Source organism: Sphingopyxis bauzanensis, assembly GCF_002205675.1.
Taxonomy (GTDB): domain Bacteria; phylum Pseudomonadota; class Alphaproteobacteria; order Sphingomonadales; family Sphingomonadaceae; genus Sphingopyxis; species Sphingopyxis bauzanensis.
The window spans coordinates 254098-273244 of the sequence record NZ_NISK01000003.1 but is presented as its reverse complement, the minus strand read 5'-3'; the positions used below and the strand labels follow the sequence as shown (position 1 = coordinate 273244).

The following is a 19147-nucleotide window of genomic DNA, read 5'->3' as shown; positions in this document are numbered from 1 at the left end:
CAATGCGCCCCGCTGTCCGACCCTACGATGACGAACTGGCGGTGCTGGCAACGATGCACGGCAAGGAGCGGGTTATCCATCCGCTGCTAAAGCGCGCGCTCGGCCTGCACGTAGCGGTGAGCCGCGATATCGATACCGACTGGTTCGGCACATTTAGCCGTGACGTGGAGCGGACTGGCACGCAGATCGACGCGGCGCGCGCCAAAATCTCGGCGGCATTCGCCGCCACACCCGAGGCGACCGTCGCCATTGCGAGCGAGGGCAGTTTCGGTCCGCACCCCTATATACCCTTTGTGCCGCTGGCGCGTGAGATCGTCATGCTCGCTGATCGGACCCGAGGTATAGAAGTTATCGGATACCATGCTTGCTTGGAAACCAACTTTAGCCATGCGGTGGTCTCGAACGTGGAATCGGCGCTGGAATTTGCGTCGCGGCTCCAATTCCCGAAACACGGTCTTCTTGTTATTGGTTGCCGGGACGGACAGCCGGCACCTGAACGAGTTCTGCTCAAAGATATCGCGGATGCGAACGATCTAACCGACGCTGTCGAACGCGTAGTCAGTATATGCGGCACCGCCTTTATCGAAACCGACATGCGGGCCCACCGCAATCCGACGCGAATGCGCGGGATCAAACGCGCGACCCTGGACTTGGTGCGGCGTTATCGCAGTTCGTGCCCGGTATGCGCTGCACCTGGGTTCGCGGTCACGAGGCGGCTAACCGGGCTACCGTGTTCTTGGTGCCACGGCCCGACAGACGCCATCCGAGCGGAAGTGATGTCCTGCGTCCTATGCGACCACCGTGTCGAGCGACCAATGGCAGCTGTCAGCGCTGACCCTGGCAGCTGCGGCCAATGCAATCCTTAACGCGCTTAGTAACGGAGCAAAAAAATCATGATTCCAGAGCCTTCCAAGAAATATCCGCTGAAATCAGACGAACAGATAGCATGGATTCTTGCTCACCCCGCGATGAGTCCTTGGCTCAAGCAGGCGTTGCGGACGGCTCGAGAACGGGATCCCAATGCCGTTTTGAACGATCTTGAAGTGCTGCGGCACGTCATGAACTCGAAAATCTCGGACTGCCTGCGCTGATTATGGGAGGATAACGCGCAGTAGGTCAATTGGCCTCGTCCGTGACCCTAGTCCAGAACGCCTGCCGCCCAAGTGGGGCGTAAATTTCGGCCTTGAATGTGATAGAAAGCGCGGCCCGACCTCCAGCTTTATTACGCGATACAACCTATTCAGATTCCTGTTTCATACGAATTTTCCTTAATCTGTATAGTGCAGCGCACCGACTTTTTGGACCTCTCTGCACTCTTTTCGCAGGCGGCAATCTTGTCCTTATTGTCGTGGCGCATCACCGCCGCGGCGGAAATTGCCCGATAAGCTTCCGGACTGCCAGCCTGCATAAGCCGCACGCCGCCTTCCCATATCGTCGGCGCACCGACGATATGCGCCGCCATTCTCTCGGGCAGCTGCCACCGATCCGGCAGCGCCCTGGCAAAAGCGCCCGGCAGGATCGACCAGAGCAGGCACCCGGCGACAATGCCGCCGCCCACTGCCCAAATGAGGTGAAGGCGCTGCTCATGCGCTGCCCGCAGCGTCGATATCGTACCGCGCAGTTCATATGCGGCATTGTCGAACCGCACCTGCGCCCGCTGCATTTCGCTTGCCGTGGCGTCACGCGCCTGCCGGGCCGCCCGGTCAATCTGACGCGCCATTTCTTCCGGGGTCAGCTCCATCGCAGGCTTGGCAACGATGGTTCTCAGCGTTCGCTCCGCGGCACCGAGATGTTTCGATAGTTCGCCAAGCGTATCAGTGTAGTCCGGGATGTGGATATCGGCCCTCTCTGCCGCGAGTTGCTCCACCGCGCGGCGCATGAGCGCGACTTCGCCTTCGAGCCGGGCGAACGCCGTGGTTGCGGGATCCTGATACTCCATTTCCTGTTCACGCATGTGTCTTCTCCTACATACCAATACCGATGCCGCGCGACCGCACGTGACCGAGCCCGGCGATGTCGGCGAGTTCCTGTCCGATGGGGCGAACCGCTCGCGCGTCGATGCCGAGCGCCGCCTTGCGGGCGCTGAGAATCGATTCGACCTGCGCGTCGCGCTCAAGGCTTTGCGCCATCGCGCCCATCTCGCCCGAAAGACGGCTGGCGGTGCGTTGCTGGCCTTTGGTGAGCGAACGCTCGCGCTGCTGCTGGAGCTTCTGCCAGCCCTCGACGAAGCGATCGGCGCGGCGCGCCGGATCGGTGCGGACTTCGGCTTCGAGCTGCATGGCGCGGATCGCGGCCTGACTGTTGCCTTGGGCGGCTTGCGCAACCAGCTCGGGCTGGCGCTCGAACGCCGACGCCAGATCGCGCCGCGCGTGGGGTCCGATTGCGCCGAGCGCATCGCCAGCGCGTGCGAGCGCATCGTGCTGGTGCCGCAGTACCGGCAGCTCCTTCTCGCGCATCCGGTTGATGTCGGCCTGCGCGCGGGCATAGCGTTCGACCGCACGGCGCTGGTCGGTCGTTCGCGAGGTATCGCGGGGTTCAACGCTGGCGCGCCTCACGACCGGCTTAAATCCCGCAAAGATGCTGCGAGCCTTCTCGGGGACTTGCTTTGCAATCCCGAGGCCCGCCCGAGACAGGGTCTCGGGAAGCTTTTTCGCGGCTTCAACGATTCGCTCGCGCATTACTATCCCGCGCCGCTCGGCAAATGCCCGCGCGGGGTCCGCCTTGGCATAGTCCGCCGCCATGTCCTTGGCGCGCTCGCGGCTCAGGGTGCGAACGAGCTTGCCCTGATCCTTGAAGTCGTCGCGGCCGTAGTGGAGGCTCACACCGTCGCGGTGGCGGCTCAGCCCGACATAGGCGCTGTGACTATCCATCCCCGGCGTTGCCAGCACATGGGTGCGGTCCACCGTCATGCCCTGCGCCTTGTGGATGGTCGCCGCATAGCCATGATCGATATGGGCATAATCCTTGAGGTCGAACGCCACCGACCGTCCGTCACCGGTGTTCACCGTCATGCCGCGTTCGCTGACCTGCTCGATCGTCCCGAGCGTCCCGTTCTTAACGGCCAAGCTACGCTCGTTGCGCAGGAAGATGACGCGGTCGCCGGGTGCAAACACCCGGTCGCCGCGCTCGACCTTCACCGCGACGTCGGCGCCAAGATCGCCCGACGAGCGCATCCGTTCCCGCGCTTCCTCGTTGAGCGCGCGCACCTCGTCATTAGTGTGGGTGAGGATGATGCGGCTAGCGTTTGGATCGCACTTCCGGTCGCGATCCCAATTCTCTACGAGGTCAGCGCGCGCCGCTCCCCGCGTCTCGGCGGCGCGCACCATACCCGCCTCGTCATAGGCGCGGATCGCATCGCCGGTGTGGCCCGTGGCCAGCTCGCGGGTCGCCTCGCGTTGCCAGCCTTCATGCTGGCGCCGCACTTCGGTGATTTCAACACCGCCATGCCGTTCGTGGAGCGCGTGGAACGCTGCGCCAGCCTCGATCGATTGCAGCTGCTGCGGATCGCCGACCAGCACGACTTTGGCGCCGGCATCGGCAGCGTGCGACAACACGCGCTCCATCTGGCGCGTGCCCACCATGCCGGCCTCGTCGATGACAAGCACATCGCGAGTGGTGAGAAGATCGCGGCCCTGCGCCCAACCATGTTCAAGGCTGGCAATCGTGCGCGAGGCGATGCCCGAGCCGTTCTCAAGACCCTCGGCCGCGATGCCTGACAGCGCGGCACCGCGCACCTCCAGCCCGGCGTTCTCCCATGCCCCGCGTGCCTGGCCCAACATCGCGCTTTTGCCCGTTCCGGCATAGCCGATGACGATTGCAAGATCCTGCCCTCTCGTTATATGCTTCAGCGCGGCCTGCTGCTCGCGACCAAGCACCAGGCCAACACTCCCGGCTGCGTCAGCGGCTCTCTGCAAAGACGCGGCCGGGAGACCATGACGCGACCGCCCCGCGAGCCGTTCCGCCGCGAGTTCAAGTCGCTGCTCGGCCTCAATCATTTTGCGCGAGGTGAACCTATCCTCGCCGCGTCCGTCCCGACCGAGCGCAATCAGGTCGGGCGATGATCGCACCGCGCCGATGACCGCATCAAATTGTTCGCGCCCGTCGCTGTGGCGGTGCGCAAACATGGCAAGGTCGCGTGTCGTGAACGTCGCCTGCCCGTGCGTGATCGCGTCGAGCGCCACGCGGGGATTGGTGATGATCCGCTCGCCATTGCGCTGCGCGATCTCGCGGTGTTCAGCAAGTCGTTGGGCCTCAAGTCCGCGATCGCCCATGCGCGATGCGGCGGGTCCGATCTTGTCCTGCGGTTCAAGCGCGATCCCCTGCGCCGCAAGGCTGCGGTGGTCGATACGCGCGTCGATGTCGAGGTCGGCGAGGCGCTCATTGACATGATCGGCCCAGCGCTCGCGCCATTGCTCGACGAATTCGGTACGATTCCAATCGCGGACCTTGGCGCCGAACCCGGCTTCGCCATCCTCGCCGACGACGATCTCGCGCATCGTCAGCATCACATGCGCGTGGGGTTTGGCCTGTCCGTCGGCGCCGATGTCCCAATGCACATTGAGGTCGGCGACCATGCCCTGATCGACAAACTCGCGTTGCACAAAGTCGCGGGCGAGTTCAATGCCCTGCGCCTGGTTCATTTCGCGCGGGATCGCGAACTCCACCTCGCGGGCAAGCTGCGCGTCCTTGCGCTTCTCGATGGCCTCGATATGATTCCAGAGCTGCTCGCGATCGCGATATTGTTGCGGCGCGTTCGTGGGCAGCATCACGTCCGAATGCACGACGCCCGATTTGTTGGTGAAGTCATGCGCCCGGTCGAGCCGTTCATCGTACAGCCGTTCGGCCGAACGATAGGCCGCTGCTGCGACGGCGCTCCGTCCGGCGGCGCGGCTGATGACTTTGACCGAGAGATGGAAGATTGCCATTGCGGCAATCCATCTACACTTCAAAAGCCACGTCGGCACGACGTATAAGCGCGCCCTCACACGGAAAAATCCGCGGAGGGACTAGGCTGTGCCAGGCTGTCCCGACGACCTTGCTGCGCATCGTGAGGCGCGTCCCTATGATGGGGGCATCACACCATCATGGAGATGCGACATGCGCAAACCCCGCGATATCGATTCGGAATTGAAGGCGCTCGAAGCCAAAGCGAAGACCCTCAAGGAACGTCGCGTTCGCCAACTCGGCGAACTCGTCATCGCAACCGGCGCCGATGCGCTTGATGCCGATCTGCTCGCCGGCGCATTGATCGGCGCGGCCGCGACGAAAGACGCCAATACGAAGGAGGGCTGGCGCAAGGCGGGCGCGGGCTTCTTTCAGCGAACTGCGCGGAAAACAGCGACGCGATCTCATCGCGGTGCAGCGAATGACACGGCGCCTGACGGCCATGCGGCATCGGCTTGAAGCGGTGAAGGCGCGAACCGGAATGCGCGAATGGCAAGTGAAGCGCCGCGAGCGCACGCGCCAGCTTATCGAACTCGGCGGTCTCGTCGCGAAGGCCGGGCTGGTCGAACTGGCCGACGACGACCGCGCTATGCTTTACGGGGCATTCCTTTGGATGGCCGACACGCTGCGAAGCGATGGTGCTGCCGATACGGCCGCCCTCTGGCGACGCCGCGGCAAGCGGGCGTTCGCCGCGGAGACATTGCCGTGCGGCGACCGCAATGCCATAGGCGCGTCATGACGCGCGAACTGACCGACACCATTCTCCGGGTGGTCGAACGCGCGCCGCAATGGGTGCGGCGCGATCTCGACGCCAAAGACCCGGTTGCGCGCATCCGCGCCGAAGAATCGCTCGCGGCGATGATCGCCGATGCGCTCGAACGCCAGGCCGACCAAGCGGCCTGAGGATTATTTCGCGGCCGGGCGGCGCACAGGCGCCTTCTTGGGCCTGCCGCCGCGTCCCTTGGTGCCGAGCCCGATTTCCTTGGCAAGCGCGCGGCGCTTCTCGGTATAGTTGGGCGCGGTCATCGGATAGTCCTTCGGCAGGTTCCATTTGGCGCGATAGTCATCGGGCGTCATGTTGTAGTGCGTCATCAAATGACGACGGAGCATCTTGAGCTTCTTGCCGTCCTCAAGGCAGACGATGTAATCGGGCTTCACCGATGACCGGATCGATACCGCCGGTTCCTGTTTGACTTCGGGCTCGGCTGTGGCGCCAAGTCCCGACAGCGCTTCGTGCACCGATCGGATGACGAGCGCTATGTCCGATATGGCGACGCTGTTGTTGCTCACATGCGCGGCAACAATATCCGCCGTCAGCGTGACGAGCGTTTCGGTATCTTCCATTTGCGCCTCCAATGCGATGCAGATCGATAGTATTCTATCGATCCGCGACATGCACCGATGTCGCCGCTGCATCAAGCATATCGCGCAGCGAATGCCTTGCGGCATCGCACCAGCGCGCGGGTCATATGCTTTTCGACGGACTTGACGCTGATACCGAGTTCGTCGGCGATTTCGCGATAGGTCTGTTGCCGGAGCCGGCTCATCAGGAAGATGCGGCGGGTCCGCGGTCGCATGGCGAGCAGTGTTGGCCGAAAGGCGCGGCGGATATCCAGCTCGACCATGCGCCGCATCTGCTCGGGCGGCAGGGCGGCGTCGCATGTCTCATCGAACGGATAGAGGACCGCCCCTTCGCGGGCCTTTCGGCGCGACCGCTCGAAGACCAGATTGCGCGCGGTGCGAAGCAGATAGGGACGCGGATAGTCGATCCGGTCGAAGGCGCCGGAACGGAGCACGCGCATGAACGCTTCCTGCACAAGGTCGGGAGCCGCGTCGCGGCCGACGCGCCTCCGGAAATAGCGCAGCAGCATCGCCTGCTCGGCCCGGCAGAAAGCGTCGAAGGTGGTGGCGGGCGCGGTCATGACCGCGCCCCCTTGCGCTCGCGTGGCAAGGGCGCGTCGCGCGACGCGCGATAGAGGGTGATGCCCGCCTCGATCCGGTCGAGGATGAAGGTGTCGCGCTCGGCCTTGGCGACACGGATGTCGACCTTGGAGTAGAATTCAAGGCCGACCGCGCAGCGGTTGCCAAGCTCGCGGTCGATGACATCGCGGGCGCGGGTCCAGCATTCCGTTTCCTTGAACAGCGGATGATTGACGACGACCCAGAACTCGTAATCGGAAAAATTGATCGTATCCTCGTCTTCGTACCAATTCTTCCGCGCATAGGGACCGATCAGGATGATGCGCCGGATCTCGCCCGGCTCGGGCGCCTGCACCGCGTCGGGGTCGAAGCAGGCGCGCAGTATGCGCGTGATGCGCTCGACCTCCTGCTGCTTGCGCCGGATGAGATGGCCGACGCGCGCCATCACGACTTCGCGCGCGTAAACGTCGTTTGCTTTCGATTTCGGGGTATTCATTTGCAGCTCGCACACTGGCGGTCCGCGCATTCATGCGCGGATGTGCAAGCGGTGTCCGCTGTGTGCCGCTAGCGCGGGCTACAGCAACTGCCCGACCTTCGCGGCCGGACCTGCATGATGCTGGCAGGACGTTCCTCGGGATGGCCGCCAGTCATTCCATCCCGTGGGTGCGATTATGTCAGAATCCGGGAATCCCGGCAAGTCGGGCGGCGCGCGCCATTTATGCGTGCGCCGTTTTTTCGAGTTCGGCGATCTTGTCTGTGCAGACTTGATGAACGACGCGGCCCAATTCCTCGACGCGTTCGCCGAGCCAAGCGAGTTCCTCTGCGCTGATCCTGTAATGCTTGCTGTAGCGGGCCTTCGTGTAGGCTTCCTTCAGCTTCTGGAACATCGCGCGCTCGCGGCGATTGCTCTCGGGCCAGATGCCGAAGAGGCGTCGGTCGAGTCCTTCGGCGAGCGAGCGCAGAAAGGCGATATTGTGGTTGTAAGGCGTGTAATAGGTCAGCGTGAGCAACAGACTGACGTATAAGCGCTCGGTGGCTTGATGCAGGTCGAATGCAGCGTCCTTCAAATAGCCTTTTTGAAGGTAGAATTGGGCGCCTTCATACCGCTTCATCGCTGACGGAAAGCCGTCTTCAAAATATTCCCTCGCTGTTTCCAGCGCCTGCTGTGGCGTCTTCGGCTTCGGCGTCGCCAATTCCCGGTCATCGGCCTCATAGAGCGCGATCCCGTCTTTCGCGACTTCCATGAAGAAGACACGCCCATGCGCGAGACCGTCGTTCACTTCGTGCAGCGAGTGAACGATGAAATTGACCGGCGTCCGAAGCGTCTTCTCGATCGTATAGGCGCGAATGAGCCGTTCCTCGGCTTTCGCCCAATAAGCAGCGCGGTCGGTCAGCTCCTTCTGGCTGACGATGACGAGAATGTCGTAGTCCGATTTATACTGGTTCGCCGACAGCGGCGCATCGACATGGTCGCCGCGTGCGTGCGATCCGAACAGGATGATCTTCAAGATGCGGGCGCCCTTGCGGCGCCCGGTCGCATTTTCGGTCGCCTGCCCGAACTCGTCGAAGATGATTTCGACGATGCGCTCAAGCTCGCGCTGCTTGGCGGCGGGAAGATGATCGACGTCGGTTCGCATGGGCCAGGAATCTTCGGGCAATGCCCGTCACTTGGCAAGAACAGATTGCCCGGCGCTTTGCGCCGGGCCAAAAATCTGGGGGAACGGGCGGACCCGTTCCCCCAATTATACGCCGCTAATCATCAAGCCGCCTCGCGAAGTTCCGGTTCGTTTTCGACATGTGCCGGGTCGAGCAGCGGCGCGACACGATCGCTCCGCTCGACACAGCCGATGCCGCCACGCTCGGTATAGCCCGACGGCGGAAAGGCGAACCAGCGGGGAAGCCAGCCCTCGACCTTCGCCCGGCCATTGCCACCCGTGAGACAATCGACAAGAATACCGCGCTGCACCTTCGTGGTCGCCCCGGCATTGGCCTCCGCCGCGTCGGTGCCCGCAACCTCGGCGACGACGGCATTGAGCAATTGCTTGTCGCGAATAAGGTCGGGCAACACAGTCGTGTCGTTCCAGCATGTCCGCATGTTGGTGCCGGTGATCTGGCCCAGCAACTCGACCTCGGCGCTTCCGACGCTGAGCGTCTCGCCCATCACGACGGGCAGGATACCCACCACCGAGTCATCGGACAGCGCGAGCAACTGGACGAACAGCCCGGCAACACCATGCTCGCCATCATAGCCGCCAACCACCGTGGGCGCTTCGGGATCGAAGCCGAGCAGGTCGAGCACCGCACGGCGCGCCTTGTCGAACGCCGCCTCGCTCGCCGACACCTCGACGCTCTCGGCAATCGCATCGCTCGCCGCGCGCTGCTTCTCGACATCGACCCGCCATAGCGGCGATCCGAAGATGGCGTGGGCGACCATCATGCGCAGGGCGATTCCCGGCTCGGACAGCATGGATGCGCGTACGGCAGCATGGCGGTGGAGGTCGATATAATTGCCGAGCGCCGCGCTGACTTCGGGACGCACGGGCTTGGGGGTATCCGTCTCACCCTTGGCGAGCTGCCGCGCTTCCTTGGCGGTGATATAGCCTTCGTGGATGGCGACCTCGCCGCGATGGCTGATGGTGGCGAACACCTTGCCGCCCTTCTTCTTCGGGCAGCGTTCATGCTCCCACGAATTGAAATGGGCGCCGCGCTCCATGACGACGACATCGGCCCAGCCGCTATCGCGAAAGAAGCTGGCCTGTTTTTCGACCTCGGCCATCTGCGCGGTCCAGAAAGCATCGGCGTCGGCAAAATAGCTGTCCTCACCGAAGAGGTCGGAAATGACCTCGCCGGTGTAGTCGCCAAGGTCGAACATCGCGACCTTGGCCGAAATCGCGCTTCCCCCGAACAGCCATGCCTTCAAGCTCGATCCCGTGGGCGCATGCTTCTCCGGGCAATCGACCAGCGCCAGCCATTCGCGCTGCTGCGCTTTGGTGGCGAGGGTCAGATGCCGCATGGTCACGGCATCGATTTTGTCGGCCCGATAGAGGTTACGGATACGGGGCAAGAGATTGCCGACAGCCAGCGTGCGCTTCACCTGCAACGACGTGAGTCCGAACGTCAGGCCAATGTCCTCGGCGCTCCGGCCTTCGCGGACAAGCCGGGTAAAGGATTCGCAGCGATTGATCTCATCGGGATCGAGGCGCGCGATATTCTCGATGAGCGAGGCTTCGAGCGCCGCCGCATCATCCCCGGCTTCCATCACCGCACAGGGCAGCGGATCGATGCCGTCCTGTTCTTCGGCAACGGTCAGCGCCGCATGATAGCGCCGTTTGCCCGCCACGATCTCGTATAAGCCTTCCTCCGTTCCCGGCCTGACGATCAGCGGTACGAGGATACCGCGCGCCCGCACCGACGGCAGGATGTTCGTGAGGTCGGGCTTCTTCGCGACCCCGCGCATGTTGGCGGGCGACACCGAAAGCTGCGACAGTTCGATATGCTTGAGTTCCATGACTTGTCTCCTATGATGATTGTCCAGCGGGTCTGAGATTTTCTCTGCGCTGGAACTGGGTGAAGTCGTCGAAGACCCATCCATTGCGGAGGGTATCGTAGATGATGGAGAGCAGCTTTCGGGCGGTGGCGATTATGGCCTTTCCGGTGCCGCGCCGCTGGCGGATGCGCTCGTGGAAGTTCTTGAGGTATGGCGAGTAGCGCGTGGCGACGAGGCTGCACTGGACGAGGGTGGTGCGCGCCAGCTTGTTGCCGCGCTTGGTGATCCGGCCGCGGTGGTCGGTCTCGTTCGACTGGGCAACGCGCGGCACCATGCCGAAGTAGGCGGCGAGCTTGTCGGCGCTTTCGAAGTCATGGACGTTACCGATAGCCGCGAGCAGAACGGCGGCTGAGCGTGGGCCCACGCCCTTGATCGAGACGATCCCCTCATAGCCGGTGAGCGCCGAGGCGTGCTTTTCGATCTCGGTGTCGAGCTGCTTGAGGCTTGCAGTCAGGGACAGCGCGGTCTCACGCAGCACCGTGATCTCGACCTGCTCGCAAGTCGAGAACAGGGCCATGTCGATCGCGGCGAGCCCCCGCTTCGAGCCGAGGCTTTCCTTTTTCAGCTTGAGCCCCTTGCCGACATGCAGCGCGTGGATCTTGTTCAAGAGCCGGGTGCGCTGCTTGACCAGCAGATCGCGGGTGTGCGCCAGCGAAGCCAGTTCGGTCTCGGCGCTCGTCTTCACCCGCGTTTCGGGCAGCATGTCCTTGGCCAGGAACAGCGCGAGCGCCGCTGCGTCGTTCTTATCGGTCTTCTTTACCGACTTCCTGATCACCTTGAACTGACTGGGGTTGACCACCACCACCCGGCCCACACAGGGCAAGATCTGGTCACGGAACCAGGCGCTGTTGCCGGTCGCCTCGATCGCCACTTCGTCATCGGCGTCGAGGCTGCCGCAAAAGCGATCCATATCGCCAGGCGACAGGGTCAAGGTCTCGAACGCTTCCGTGCCGTCCGCCTCGCGTCGGCACACCGTGATGCTGTTTTGATGAAGGTCGACTCCGATATAAGACATGGCTATTCTCCCGCTCGTTGGGTGAGGCGGAACCCACCCAGGCAAAGGGCGGGTGTGAACGGCCCGGCCAAACTCCTATACGAGGTCACCGACGCAAGTCGGGCCTCAAGCTGGTCGTTCGGCGGCAGGCGGCGGGTAATCTCCTTTACAGGGTCCAAAGCCCTAAGATGCCGATCCAGCCTGCAACCTATCCGCCTCGCCCAACACCGTAGCAAACGCCACGACGCCGAGCACCAAGGCCGATCACAAATCATTCATGCCATCTCCTTTGCTCTTCCTAACCACCGCAGCCCCGGCTGAGCGGGGTGGGCGGCGAGAGCGACCGGAGAGGCCCGCCTGCAAGGCAGAGCGCACCCGAAGGGCTGCAACGAAGTGGAGGACCCCGCAGGGGTTGCGCGCTGCCGGGCGGGCCTCAGAGGAGAGCGACGACCACTCCGCACGGCCGGAGGCCCATGCCATCGCGCGGAATGCGCGATGACCTTTGGGCCGGAGCCAAACTCCGGCCCGATGCGTCAGCGATCGTCACGGCGAAGCCGACGAGACGGCGCGAAGCGGTGGCTCGGTTGAGCGAAGCGGAATAGAGCGCGGCCGCCGCAGGCGGGACGCCGAACCTGTTTGCCTTTCATGTGAAGCGGGAATTCTACTTCACTCAGACAATTGTCCTCCACTCCGGCTCCCGCCGGGTCTGCTCTGCTGAAAAGTTCTTGAGTGGGTGGGGATGTCCAATCAATGTCGTATTTTGGGCCAAACTGGCCGGTTGCGGTCAGGCGTCTTTTGGAAGAATAAGGCACAAAGCTACCGTTGGCGCATCCTATATCTGGCGCCCCCCGCGTACGGACTAACTCTCAAATGTGATGAGCGAGTTTCCAGATCGGCTCCAGCCTGCTGACGCGCGGTTCCGCTTTCACGGAATTCTATGGCTTTTAAATCGACGCACCGTCATGATGCGCTATCCGAAAGGCTGAGAAGAATGGCTGGAAAAAACCAGCACTATATTCCGCAGGCAGTGCTGCAATCCTTTGCCATTCCTGACTCGCGCACGGCGCAGGTCCATGTGTTTCGGCGCGAGAAGCATTTTCGCTCTTCGATCGCCAATGTGGCGGCCGAGGATTATTTCTATTCAGTTCCTTCGAGCGACGGGACTGAGACGCTCGACGATATCATGACGCGGCATGAGAATGGGCCGTTCAATCGAGACCTCAAATCTCTTTTGGGCGCGACGCCGGGTGCCATACACCCCGACGCTCCCGCCGAGGTCTTGGCACATCTCATTGTCCGCGGCGACCATCTGCGTGGCGTCTTCAGGGCTTCCGCCCCGATCCTCGCCGAGTTTGTCGACGATCTGCTGGGGAGCAGCGAGCAGATAGCGCGAATGATGGGCGCTAGCGGCCCGGCTCCATCAGACTTGTTTCGGGAGCGGTTAGCGAAGGCAGTGGACGAACGTCATCCGCTCTCGCAACTCGGTTTGCCGCGTCCGGTGATTGAAGCGATCGCTTATATGATGCTCCGCGAAAATGCCGAAACGGGCTTCGAGGAGGCTGCCGAAGCCCTAACGGCCGCGATCGACGATTTTCGAGAGAGAGCGGGGGCGATCGCCAAGGACGCCCAGGTAAAGGCGCTTTCCGGCGCTATGATTCCTGAAGGTCGGATCGAAATATTGCGCCAGCTCGACTGGCGCATCGTTGATATCGACCAATCGACCTTCGTTCTCCCCGACTTTATCAGCCTAGCGTTCGACAAGGCCGGGAGGAGTGGAACGATTTTCAGCTTCGACGCGGAGAGCCTAATCGCCGTCCTGATGCCGCTCACGCCATCGCGCATGCTGATCGGCGGCGAATGCCCCGCATCGATCGCTCTGGCAGACTTCAACGTCTTGGCGGCGTCGCATTGCCTGAACTTTTTCGTGAGTGCCTATACCGACAATGAACTTCAGGATCTTCGGACGAGGATCGGCACTGAAGCCCTCGATCCCATCCACCAAGGTCTGGCAGAAGCCGCAAGCGAGTTTCGAGCCGAGATCGAGGCAGGTGAAAACTCCGACGTCCCGCAAGACGCCGGTGAATGGCGTCATCGGCAGGGTCCGGACATCCAGTTCTCGACAGATTATCTCGACAGCGAAGCAGTCGTCGCGCTCACTCCGATCCTGGGTCAACTTACGGGGTATGCCCGGCAACGCTTCAATACAGACGCCCTGATCCGGATCGTGGCGCCTGCGGACTATGCCCACCGGCTAGCCACGATCGACCGGGGAGAACTCGACGATGGCGAGCCTATCCGTCCTGCAACGGATGGATGGAGCGCCGCCTATAATGTTCCCGTCGAGGAGAACGGGCGACAAGGCATCGTAATGGTGCTGCATCCCGACGCAGTCGCCATGTTGCTCGCGCCCGACGACACTCTATTCGCGGCAGCCGCTAGCATCTTGATCAGCCAGTTCGCGCGCTTCGGCACCGATCATGTGATTGGTACCGTCTTCGCCAAAGGAGTCGATGCCATCACCGGCGGGGTCAACCGGTTCATTCTTCCGCACGCGTTGCGGATTTGGAAATCCTACATGGTGGCGGACGGACATTGCCGGTTCGCCAGCGATATGCGCGATCATTATCGCAACATCTTTCTCGGCGCTCTCGATGCATTGCCCGCGCGGCTCGTTGATGCGCGCCGCGGCTATTGGATGAGCGAAAACGATGTCGATGGCCTGCTACCTGCCGCGATCCTGCCGACCATCGAGTTGCTCGAATCGGCCGCATGCGCGGCTGCGAGCTTCAAGAGCGAAGCCGGAGACGCCAACATTGCTCCCTTTTGGCAGGCTCTTGATGCAATAGGACTGGCAAAATGGTTCGCACTGTTCCGGGCGGACCTAAAAGCCTTATGGGAGCCCGGAACCAGCTATCCTGAGCCGGCCGCCTTTAATGTTCTCGTTACGCATGTTCAGCGCATTCTATTGACTGGGGCCATTTTTCCGTGGGACGACGGATCGCCATTCGGGCGGATCGAGGTGCCGTTCTGGTCCGACCTCGCATGGCTCACCGAGCAGGCCACGATGGCGGCCGAAGAGCCGGAGTCAACGCCAGCCCCTTAGCCTCCTGCGCCCGACTCTTCTTGGCCGCATCTTAAGCGGGACGCATTAGCTGTCATTCCAGAACCGGATGGCTACGCTAAGCCATGCCTCAAGACTTTTGCCCAGCCAAGTCACCGGTGAGGTCCGATGGCAAACGCCCGGCGGCGGTTGCGGTACGCAGGTGAACACATCGTCGACATATTTGAACGCGCGCGTAGGGCGAAGAGCTAGCTAGGGCTCCGCCGGCTCCGCGGCGGCACAACAGTCTATGACCTCCCAGCCGCGACCCGTCAAAATATCGAGCTCCCCTGCGTCAAAGACATCCTTGCGCATCGCGACACACAGAAGATGCGTTGGACGGGTCATCGCCACATAATGGAGTTTCAGCCGCCCCAGGGTACGCGAGCCCTCGAACACCTGCCGGCCGCGGTTGTTCACCATCGATCCGCCCGCCTTCGCACCCAGCAACCAAGGCTTGAGCTCGCTCAGGTGATGATTATAATAATAGCTGTCGAGGACGAGCGTAGCGGTATGCGTCTCGCCTTTCACCGAGTGGATCGAGCCTAGGCGTATATGTACCTCCGGCGCTTCGCTAGGGTAAGCGAAGAGATTGTCGGTGCGCGCAAATATCGCCTCTTGGTCCGTTTGAGCCGGTACGGGCGGCCAGGCGAGGAAGGCATTGGCGGCGGCGCCAAGCGCTGCAGTGCCGCTCAGAACCTTGACAATCTCCACCGCGAGGGGAAGCCCATTAACCTCCCAGTCGGGGGAGGCGAATTCGCCGCGACCGGATAGGATCAACTCCAGAAACGCGAGGTAATGGGCGCGAGCATCGCTATCGGCGAGATAGTCGAGCATCCGGCGATGCGGGGATTTTCGAGCAATCCTGCCATGCGTTCCCCCAGCAAGTTCGCTCGCTGCTAGCAGCGCCGCCGCAGCCGCGTTGATCAGCCGTTCGGTGTTTCCTGAGCCCGCCGTCTCGAAGCGCGCTCGCGCGAGATATTGGGCGAAGCGATCCGGCGCCGTTTCCCGCCGCGCGCAGCTTGGATCATAGCTCGGGACATAATGCCCCATCGCGTGGGGCACGCGGCCATTTTGATCGAGTTCGTGCACCCCGGCGACCGCAGTAAATGTGCCGGCCGCGAGTGCTGCCGCGTCGAACGATGCGACGAGATGCGCACCGAATTTCGGAAGGACCGACTGCACCGATGCGTCGTCGAACAGGAATATCGCAGGCATTTTCGGCTCGGCTGCGATGTGTGGCGGCGGACCGGCGCCGACAAGCGCCTGCGGCGTGACGCCGAAGCCCTTCACCTCGTCGGCAAGGCTTTGGCTGAAACGATAGCTGCGCGGCAAGGGGTGGACGGCGGCGCCGGGAAATGGATCGGTCTCGGCGCCGGCGAGGCCCGGCTTTGCATAAATCGCCTGGTTTGAATCGCCGAAGCGCTGCCGGCGCACCGGTCCGTCGCCCGCACAGAAGATGCGGTGCAGCAGCGCCGACTGCTCTTCACTGTTATCCTGGGCTTCGTCGATGAAGACTAGCGGGAAGCGCTGGCGCAAATCATGGGCTGCCTCAGGTCGCCGGTCGAGCAGGTCATTGGCCCAGACGAACATTTCGTCGAAGCAGAAATAGCCCTGCTCGCTAAACTTGCGGCGGGCCGCGATTATGAGCTGGCCCGTCGGTGTGTGAGGCCCGAACTTGCCGACCTTGCCGCCGGTATAGTCAGGACCGTCATAGGCCATCGCAGCCGGCGTCAGGTGGCTTCGCTCCAGCGCGATGCGCGTTGTGTACGGCAATTCGTACCAACGCTTCGCGAGCGCGATCTGCGTATCGATGCAGCGGACGTTGAGTCCATTTGATCTGAGCCACGGCAGCGCCAAATATTCATTCACAAAGGAATGGATCGTCCCGACGAAATGCGGATACCGCATCAGTGCAAGCCCCGCCGCCGAGTTGCCAAGTTTCGTCCCAATCTCGTTGCGCGCCGCGTTTGTGTGCGACAGAACGCAAATGCCCTGCTTCCGATGTGGCCATCGCACGGCCAGCACGGCAAGCTTGGCGACGAGGAGTGTGGTCTTGCCGCTGCCGGGGCACGCCTCAAAATCGACGCTATCGAGCCTCCGCATTGCCTGGAAGCGGCTTTCGTCGCCATCCACCGGTGCGAATCCGTTGGGGCCCAGTCCCATCAGGCTGGCGGCCCAAGGCACATCCTGCTCGCGGATCAAATCGTCGAACATGCGTTCAGCCCGCCGCGATCGGGTCGGCAGGGACCCCGCCTGCGGCAGCCGCGCCGCCGGCGTCGTCGAATGGCACGGTGACATGCGCGATCGCCGCCACGGCATAGGGCGGCAGCAGCGCGCGCAGCGCGCCCGCATTCAGAGCGCCGGCCTTGAACGCGTCCTCGAGTATCTCGGCAAGATATTGCGCGGCAATCGCCTTCGACGCTTTTTCGACCTCGAATTGAGCGTAAATATGCGAGCTGAGCGTCGGTTGATCGTGCCCGGCTCCCGCGAGCGCACCGTAGGCGGCATCAGCCGCGCCGATCACATCGGCCTTCACCGCGGTGCCGGCATTCAATTGGTCGTCGGCGAGCGCCAGCGCCGCCGCACGCCACACCAACTTGCCGAGGCCGTGGAAGGCGAGATCATATTCGAGCGTCCACTCGTCGGAGACGAAAGTTTCAACGCGCTGTTCCGAGGCTTTTTCGCGGCGCGCTGTGCGGCGCACGTCCAGTCCGGCGCCCGGAAAATCGGCCTTGCGTCGCCATTGCCGGCGGGAAGGTGGTATGGTGGGCACGGGCAGGCCCGGCTCGAGCTTGCCGATGATCCACGGCGCCATGTCGGGCATCACGTCCATGTCGGTAACGCAGGCGACAGGGATGTTGATTACCCCGTCCGTTTCGGGGTCAGACCGCATGAAGATGCGCGCGTAACGGCCGAGGCCGACGCCTCCCACATTGACGAGCGAAACTCCATGCCGGTGGAGGTCGCGGTCGAGCAACTTTGCGATCACCGGGAGCAGAATCGTCTCGGCATCGCCTTCCACGATCAGCACCGCGCGTGCAAAGAACAGGTTCGCCTTGGTCACGTCGAGGAAGCGTTCGAGAAAGCGATAGTCGGACTTGCTGAGTTTGGTCTTGCCATGCCCCAGCGGAAAGGCGCGCGCGCCTTCGATGAGCACAAGATTGTCGAGGCGGAGGTCGGAAGCGAGGTTCGGGCTATGGGTCGTCACGATGATCTGGATTCGCTGTCCATCCGCGCGCTGCTTTTCGGCCTGCTGTTGAAGAAAGGACATCAGGCGAAGTTGTCGTTGCGGATGAAGATGCGCCTCAGGCTCCTCGATCAGCAGCAACGGAAAGCCATCGCTCTCGGCAGCGAGCAACAGTAATTCGCAGGCCATGAACAAAAGGTTGTTCGATCCAAGACCGCGGCTGTGCGCGCTGTCGGCGTCGGCGGAGGCCGTCAAGGCAAGTTCGAACTTTTCGAGGAGCTGGCGAAGTCGCAGATTATCTTCTTGTCCGCCGGCGATCCCTATCCGCGCGAGCAGCAGGTCATTCGCAAATGAGAGCGGCGCGAGATAGTCTTCGTTGAGCCGCTTGCGTGCTTGTTTGATCCCCGCGTTTTCGCCGAACAAATGGCTCGAATAGTCGCCTAGCCCCAGGACACTGAGCGCTGCAGGGTCGACGGGCGGGTTGGCGTCACGGTCAAACGCTTCGCCCGTCTCGCGAATTTCCTTCGTATGCTGAAGGATCTGCGAAAGCCGCGAGCCCCGGCCCGCGCTCATGGCACGCTCGGCATCGCGCAGCGGCCTTAAATATGTCGCGGTGAGCAGCGAGCGCGCCCCAAAATCGAGCAGAGGGCCGTCGCCCTTGGCGCCGGTGCGCCATTCGGGGGGCAGCACCCGGCGCGAGCTTCCTTCCTTGCTATTGCGCTTGGCTATCCAGGTGACGATGAGCGCCGTCTCGGCCGCCGCGCCCTCGCCCTCATAGGTGAGATATTCTGCGAAGGCACCGCGATCGGCAACAGTGAGCCCGCGGAATGTCAGACGGATCAAAATTTGCTCGGCGCGGTCGGCCTCGGGTGCGGCCTGGTGAAAGTCAACCGGGTCGAGGCGCAGTAAGTCATGATCGCGCGTCCCCAATACCAGCCGCAGCGCGTCGACGACCGCGGTCTTGCCCGCATCGTTTTCGCCAATTAGCGCGGTAAGGCCAGGGTTTAGCGGCAAAACGAACGCCTTTTCCGCAGCGCCGAATGGCCGAAAATTCTCGATCTTTATCTCTGAAATGTACACGGCTCACCCCTCAGCAAAGCAGGCTAGCAAAAGGAAGTGGTGAGAGAAACCGACTGCGCAGCAGTCCTGCCAAAATGGTCCTGAACTTCTTGGGCCCCGCTCAAGTTATTGAAAAGCTCGGTCCTCTCCACTGGTGGCCGATTGTCCCGCTCACGCGCCATCGCAACGCGCAATAGATCGGCTTGCTAACACGGCTCTAAAGCGGCTCGAGAAGAGCAGTGTGAGGGCAAGGCCGCCACTCGTCAACGAGAAGACAAATGACCGCTTTCGGGTCTGGCGCGAATACGTCCGGAACGGCAGGCTTAGGCGCAAACCTGCCGATCTCTGCTCGAAAATAGATTGCTTCACGCAACAGACAGGGCCGAGTCGAAT

General features: G+C 62.5%; 16 protein-coding genes. 6 read left to right on the top strand and 10 right to left on the bottom strand.

Annotated features, from left to right (window positions below; all coding sequences use genetic code 11):
* The first annotated feature begins 2 nt into the window (after positions 1-2).
* Both CDQ92_RS12645 and CDQ92_RS20885 read left to right on the top strand, forming a co-directional pair.
* Positions 3-866, top strand: coding sequence for a DUF6671 family protein (locus tag CDQ92_RS12645; protein ID WP_037555242.1), 864 nt, complete (start codon positions 3-5; stop codon positions 864-866).
* A 27-nt stretch (positions 867-893) separates the two neighbouring features.
* Positions 894-1091 (top strand): hypothetical protein, encoded by a 198-nt coding sequence (locus tag CDQ92_RS20885; protein ID WP_144035767.1) that lies wholly within the window; start codon positions 894-896, stop codon positions 1089-1091.
* Between the two features lie 149 nt (positions 1092-1240).
* On the opposite strand, the gene CDQ92_RS12640 is transcribed toward CDQ92_RS20885, so the two are convergent.
* Positions 1241-1954, bottom strand: coding sequence for a DUF6118 family protein (locus CDQ92_RS12640; protein WP_052182209.1), 714 nt, complete (start codon positions 1952-1954; stop codon positions 1241-1243).
* Positions 1955-1964: 10 nt separating this feature from the next.
* Positions 1965-4925 (bottom strand): Ti-type conjugative transfer relaxase TraA, encoded by a 2961-nt coding sequence (gene traA / locus CDQ92_RS12635; RefSeq protein WP_088441751.1) that lies wholly within the window; start codon positions 4923-4925, stop codon positions 1965-1967.
* 172 nt (positions 4926-5097) lie between these two features.
* Here traA and traD point away from each other — a divergent pair, with 172 nt between their 5' ends.
* Genes traD through CDQ92_RS21370 form a run of 3 tightly spaced genes read left to right on the top strand, consistent with a single transcriptional unit; the run spans position 5098 to position 5847 of the window.
* On the top strand, positions 5098-5403 hold the full coding sequence (gene traD, locus CDQ92_RS12630; protein ID WP_037555239.1) for a conjugal transfer protein TraD: 306 nt from the start codon (positions 5098-5100) through the stop codon (positions 5401-5403).
* Between the two features lie 22 nt (positions 5404-5425).
* Positions 5426-5683: a conjugal transfer protein TraD gene (locus CDQ92_RS12625; RefSeq protein ID WP_052182217.1), complete on the top strand. Its 258-nt coding sequence runs from the start codon at positions 5426-5428 to the stop codon at positions 5681-5683.
* A complete protein-coding gene (locus CDQ92_RS21370; RefSeq protein ID WP_169714565.1) occupies positions 5680-5847 on the top strand; it encodes a DUF6771 family protein in 168 nt (55 codons plus the stop codon). The genes CDQ92_RS12625 and CDQ92_RS21370 overlap by 4 nt, the downstream gene beginning before the upstream one ends.
* Before the next feature lie 3 nt (positions 5848-5850).
* On the opposite strand, the gene CDQ92_RS12620 is transcribed toward CDQ92_RS21370, so the two are convergent.
* The 6 genes from CDQ92_RS12620 to CDQ92_RS12595 form a co-directional block, all read right to left on the bottom strand.
* On the bottom strand, positions 5851-6288 hold the full coding sequence (locus CDQ92_RS12620) for a Ros/MucR family transcriptional regulator (RefSeq protein WP_088441750.1): 438 nt from the start codon (positions 6286-6288) through the stop codon (positions 5851-5853).
* A 71-nt stretch (positions 6289-6359) separates the two neighbouring features.
* Positions 6360-6866, bottom strand: a complete 507-nt coding sequence (locus CDQ92_RS12615; RefSeq protein WP_052182207.1) for an RNA polymerase sigma factor — start codon at positions 6864-6866, stop codon at positions 6360-6362.
* Positions 6863-7360, bottom strand: a complete 498-nt coding sequence (locus tag CDQ92_RS12610) for a hypothetical protein (RefSeq protein WP_229667090.1) — start codon at positions 7358-7360, stop codon at positions 6863-6865. Before CDQ92_RS12610 ends, CDQ92_RS12615 begins: the two co-directional genes overlap by 4 nt.
* A gap of 220 nt (positions 7361-7580) precedes the next feature.
* Positions 7581-8501: a HEPN domain-containing protein gene (locus CDQ92_RS12605; protein ID WP_037555238.1), complete on the bottom strand. Its 921-nt coding sequence runs from the start codon at positions 8499-8501 to the stop codon at positions 7581-7583.
* A 122-nt stretch (positions 8502-8623) separates the two neighbouring features.
* Positions 8624-10372, bottom strand: coding sequence for a ParB/RepB/Spo0J family partition protein (locus CDQ92_RS12600; protein ID WP_037555237.1), 1749 nt, complete (start codon positions 10370-10372; stop codon positions 8624-8626).
* A gap of 10 nt (positions 10373-10382) precedes the next feature.
* Positions 10383-11426, bottom strand: a complete 1044-nt coding sequence (locus CDQ92_RS12595) for an IS110 family RNA-guided transposase (RefSeq protein ID WP_088441749.1) — start codon at positions 11424-11426, stop codon at positions 10383-10385.
* A gap of 916 nt (positions 11427-12342) precedes the next feature.
* On the opposite strand from CDQ92_RS12595, the gene CDQ92_RS12590 reads away from it, so the two are divergent.
* Positions 12343-14508, top strand: a complete 2166-nt coding sequence (locus tag CDQ92_RS12590; RefSeq protein ID WP_081933068.1) for a DUF4238 domain-containing protein — start codon at positions 12343-12345, stop codon at positions 14506-14508.
* A gap of 210 nt (positions 14509-14718) precedes the next feature.
* Here CDQ92_RS12590 and CDQ92_RS12585 read toward each other — a convergent pair whose 3' ends face one another.
* Together CDQ92_RS12585 and CDQ92_RS12580 are read right to left on the bottom strand one after the other, a co-directional pair.
* Complete coding sequence (locus CDQ92_RS12585) at positions 14719-16722, bottom strand: UvrD-helicase domain-containing protein (protein WP_037555277.1); 2004 nt, start codon at positions 16720-16722, stop codon at positions 14719-14721.
* Between the two features lie 4 nt (positions 16723-16726).
* Positions 16727-18775, bottom strand: a complete 2049-nt coding sequence (locus CDQ92_RS12580) for an ATP-dependent nuclease (RefSeq protein ID WP_052182206.1) — start codon at positions 18773-18775, stop codon at positions 16727-16729.
* Positions 18776-19147 lie beyond the last annotated feature (372 nt).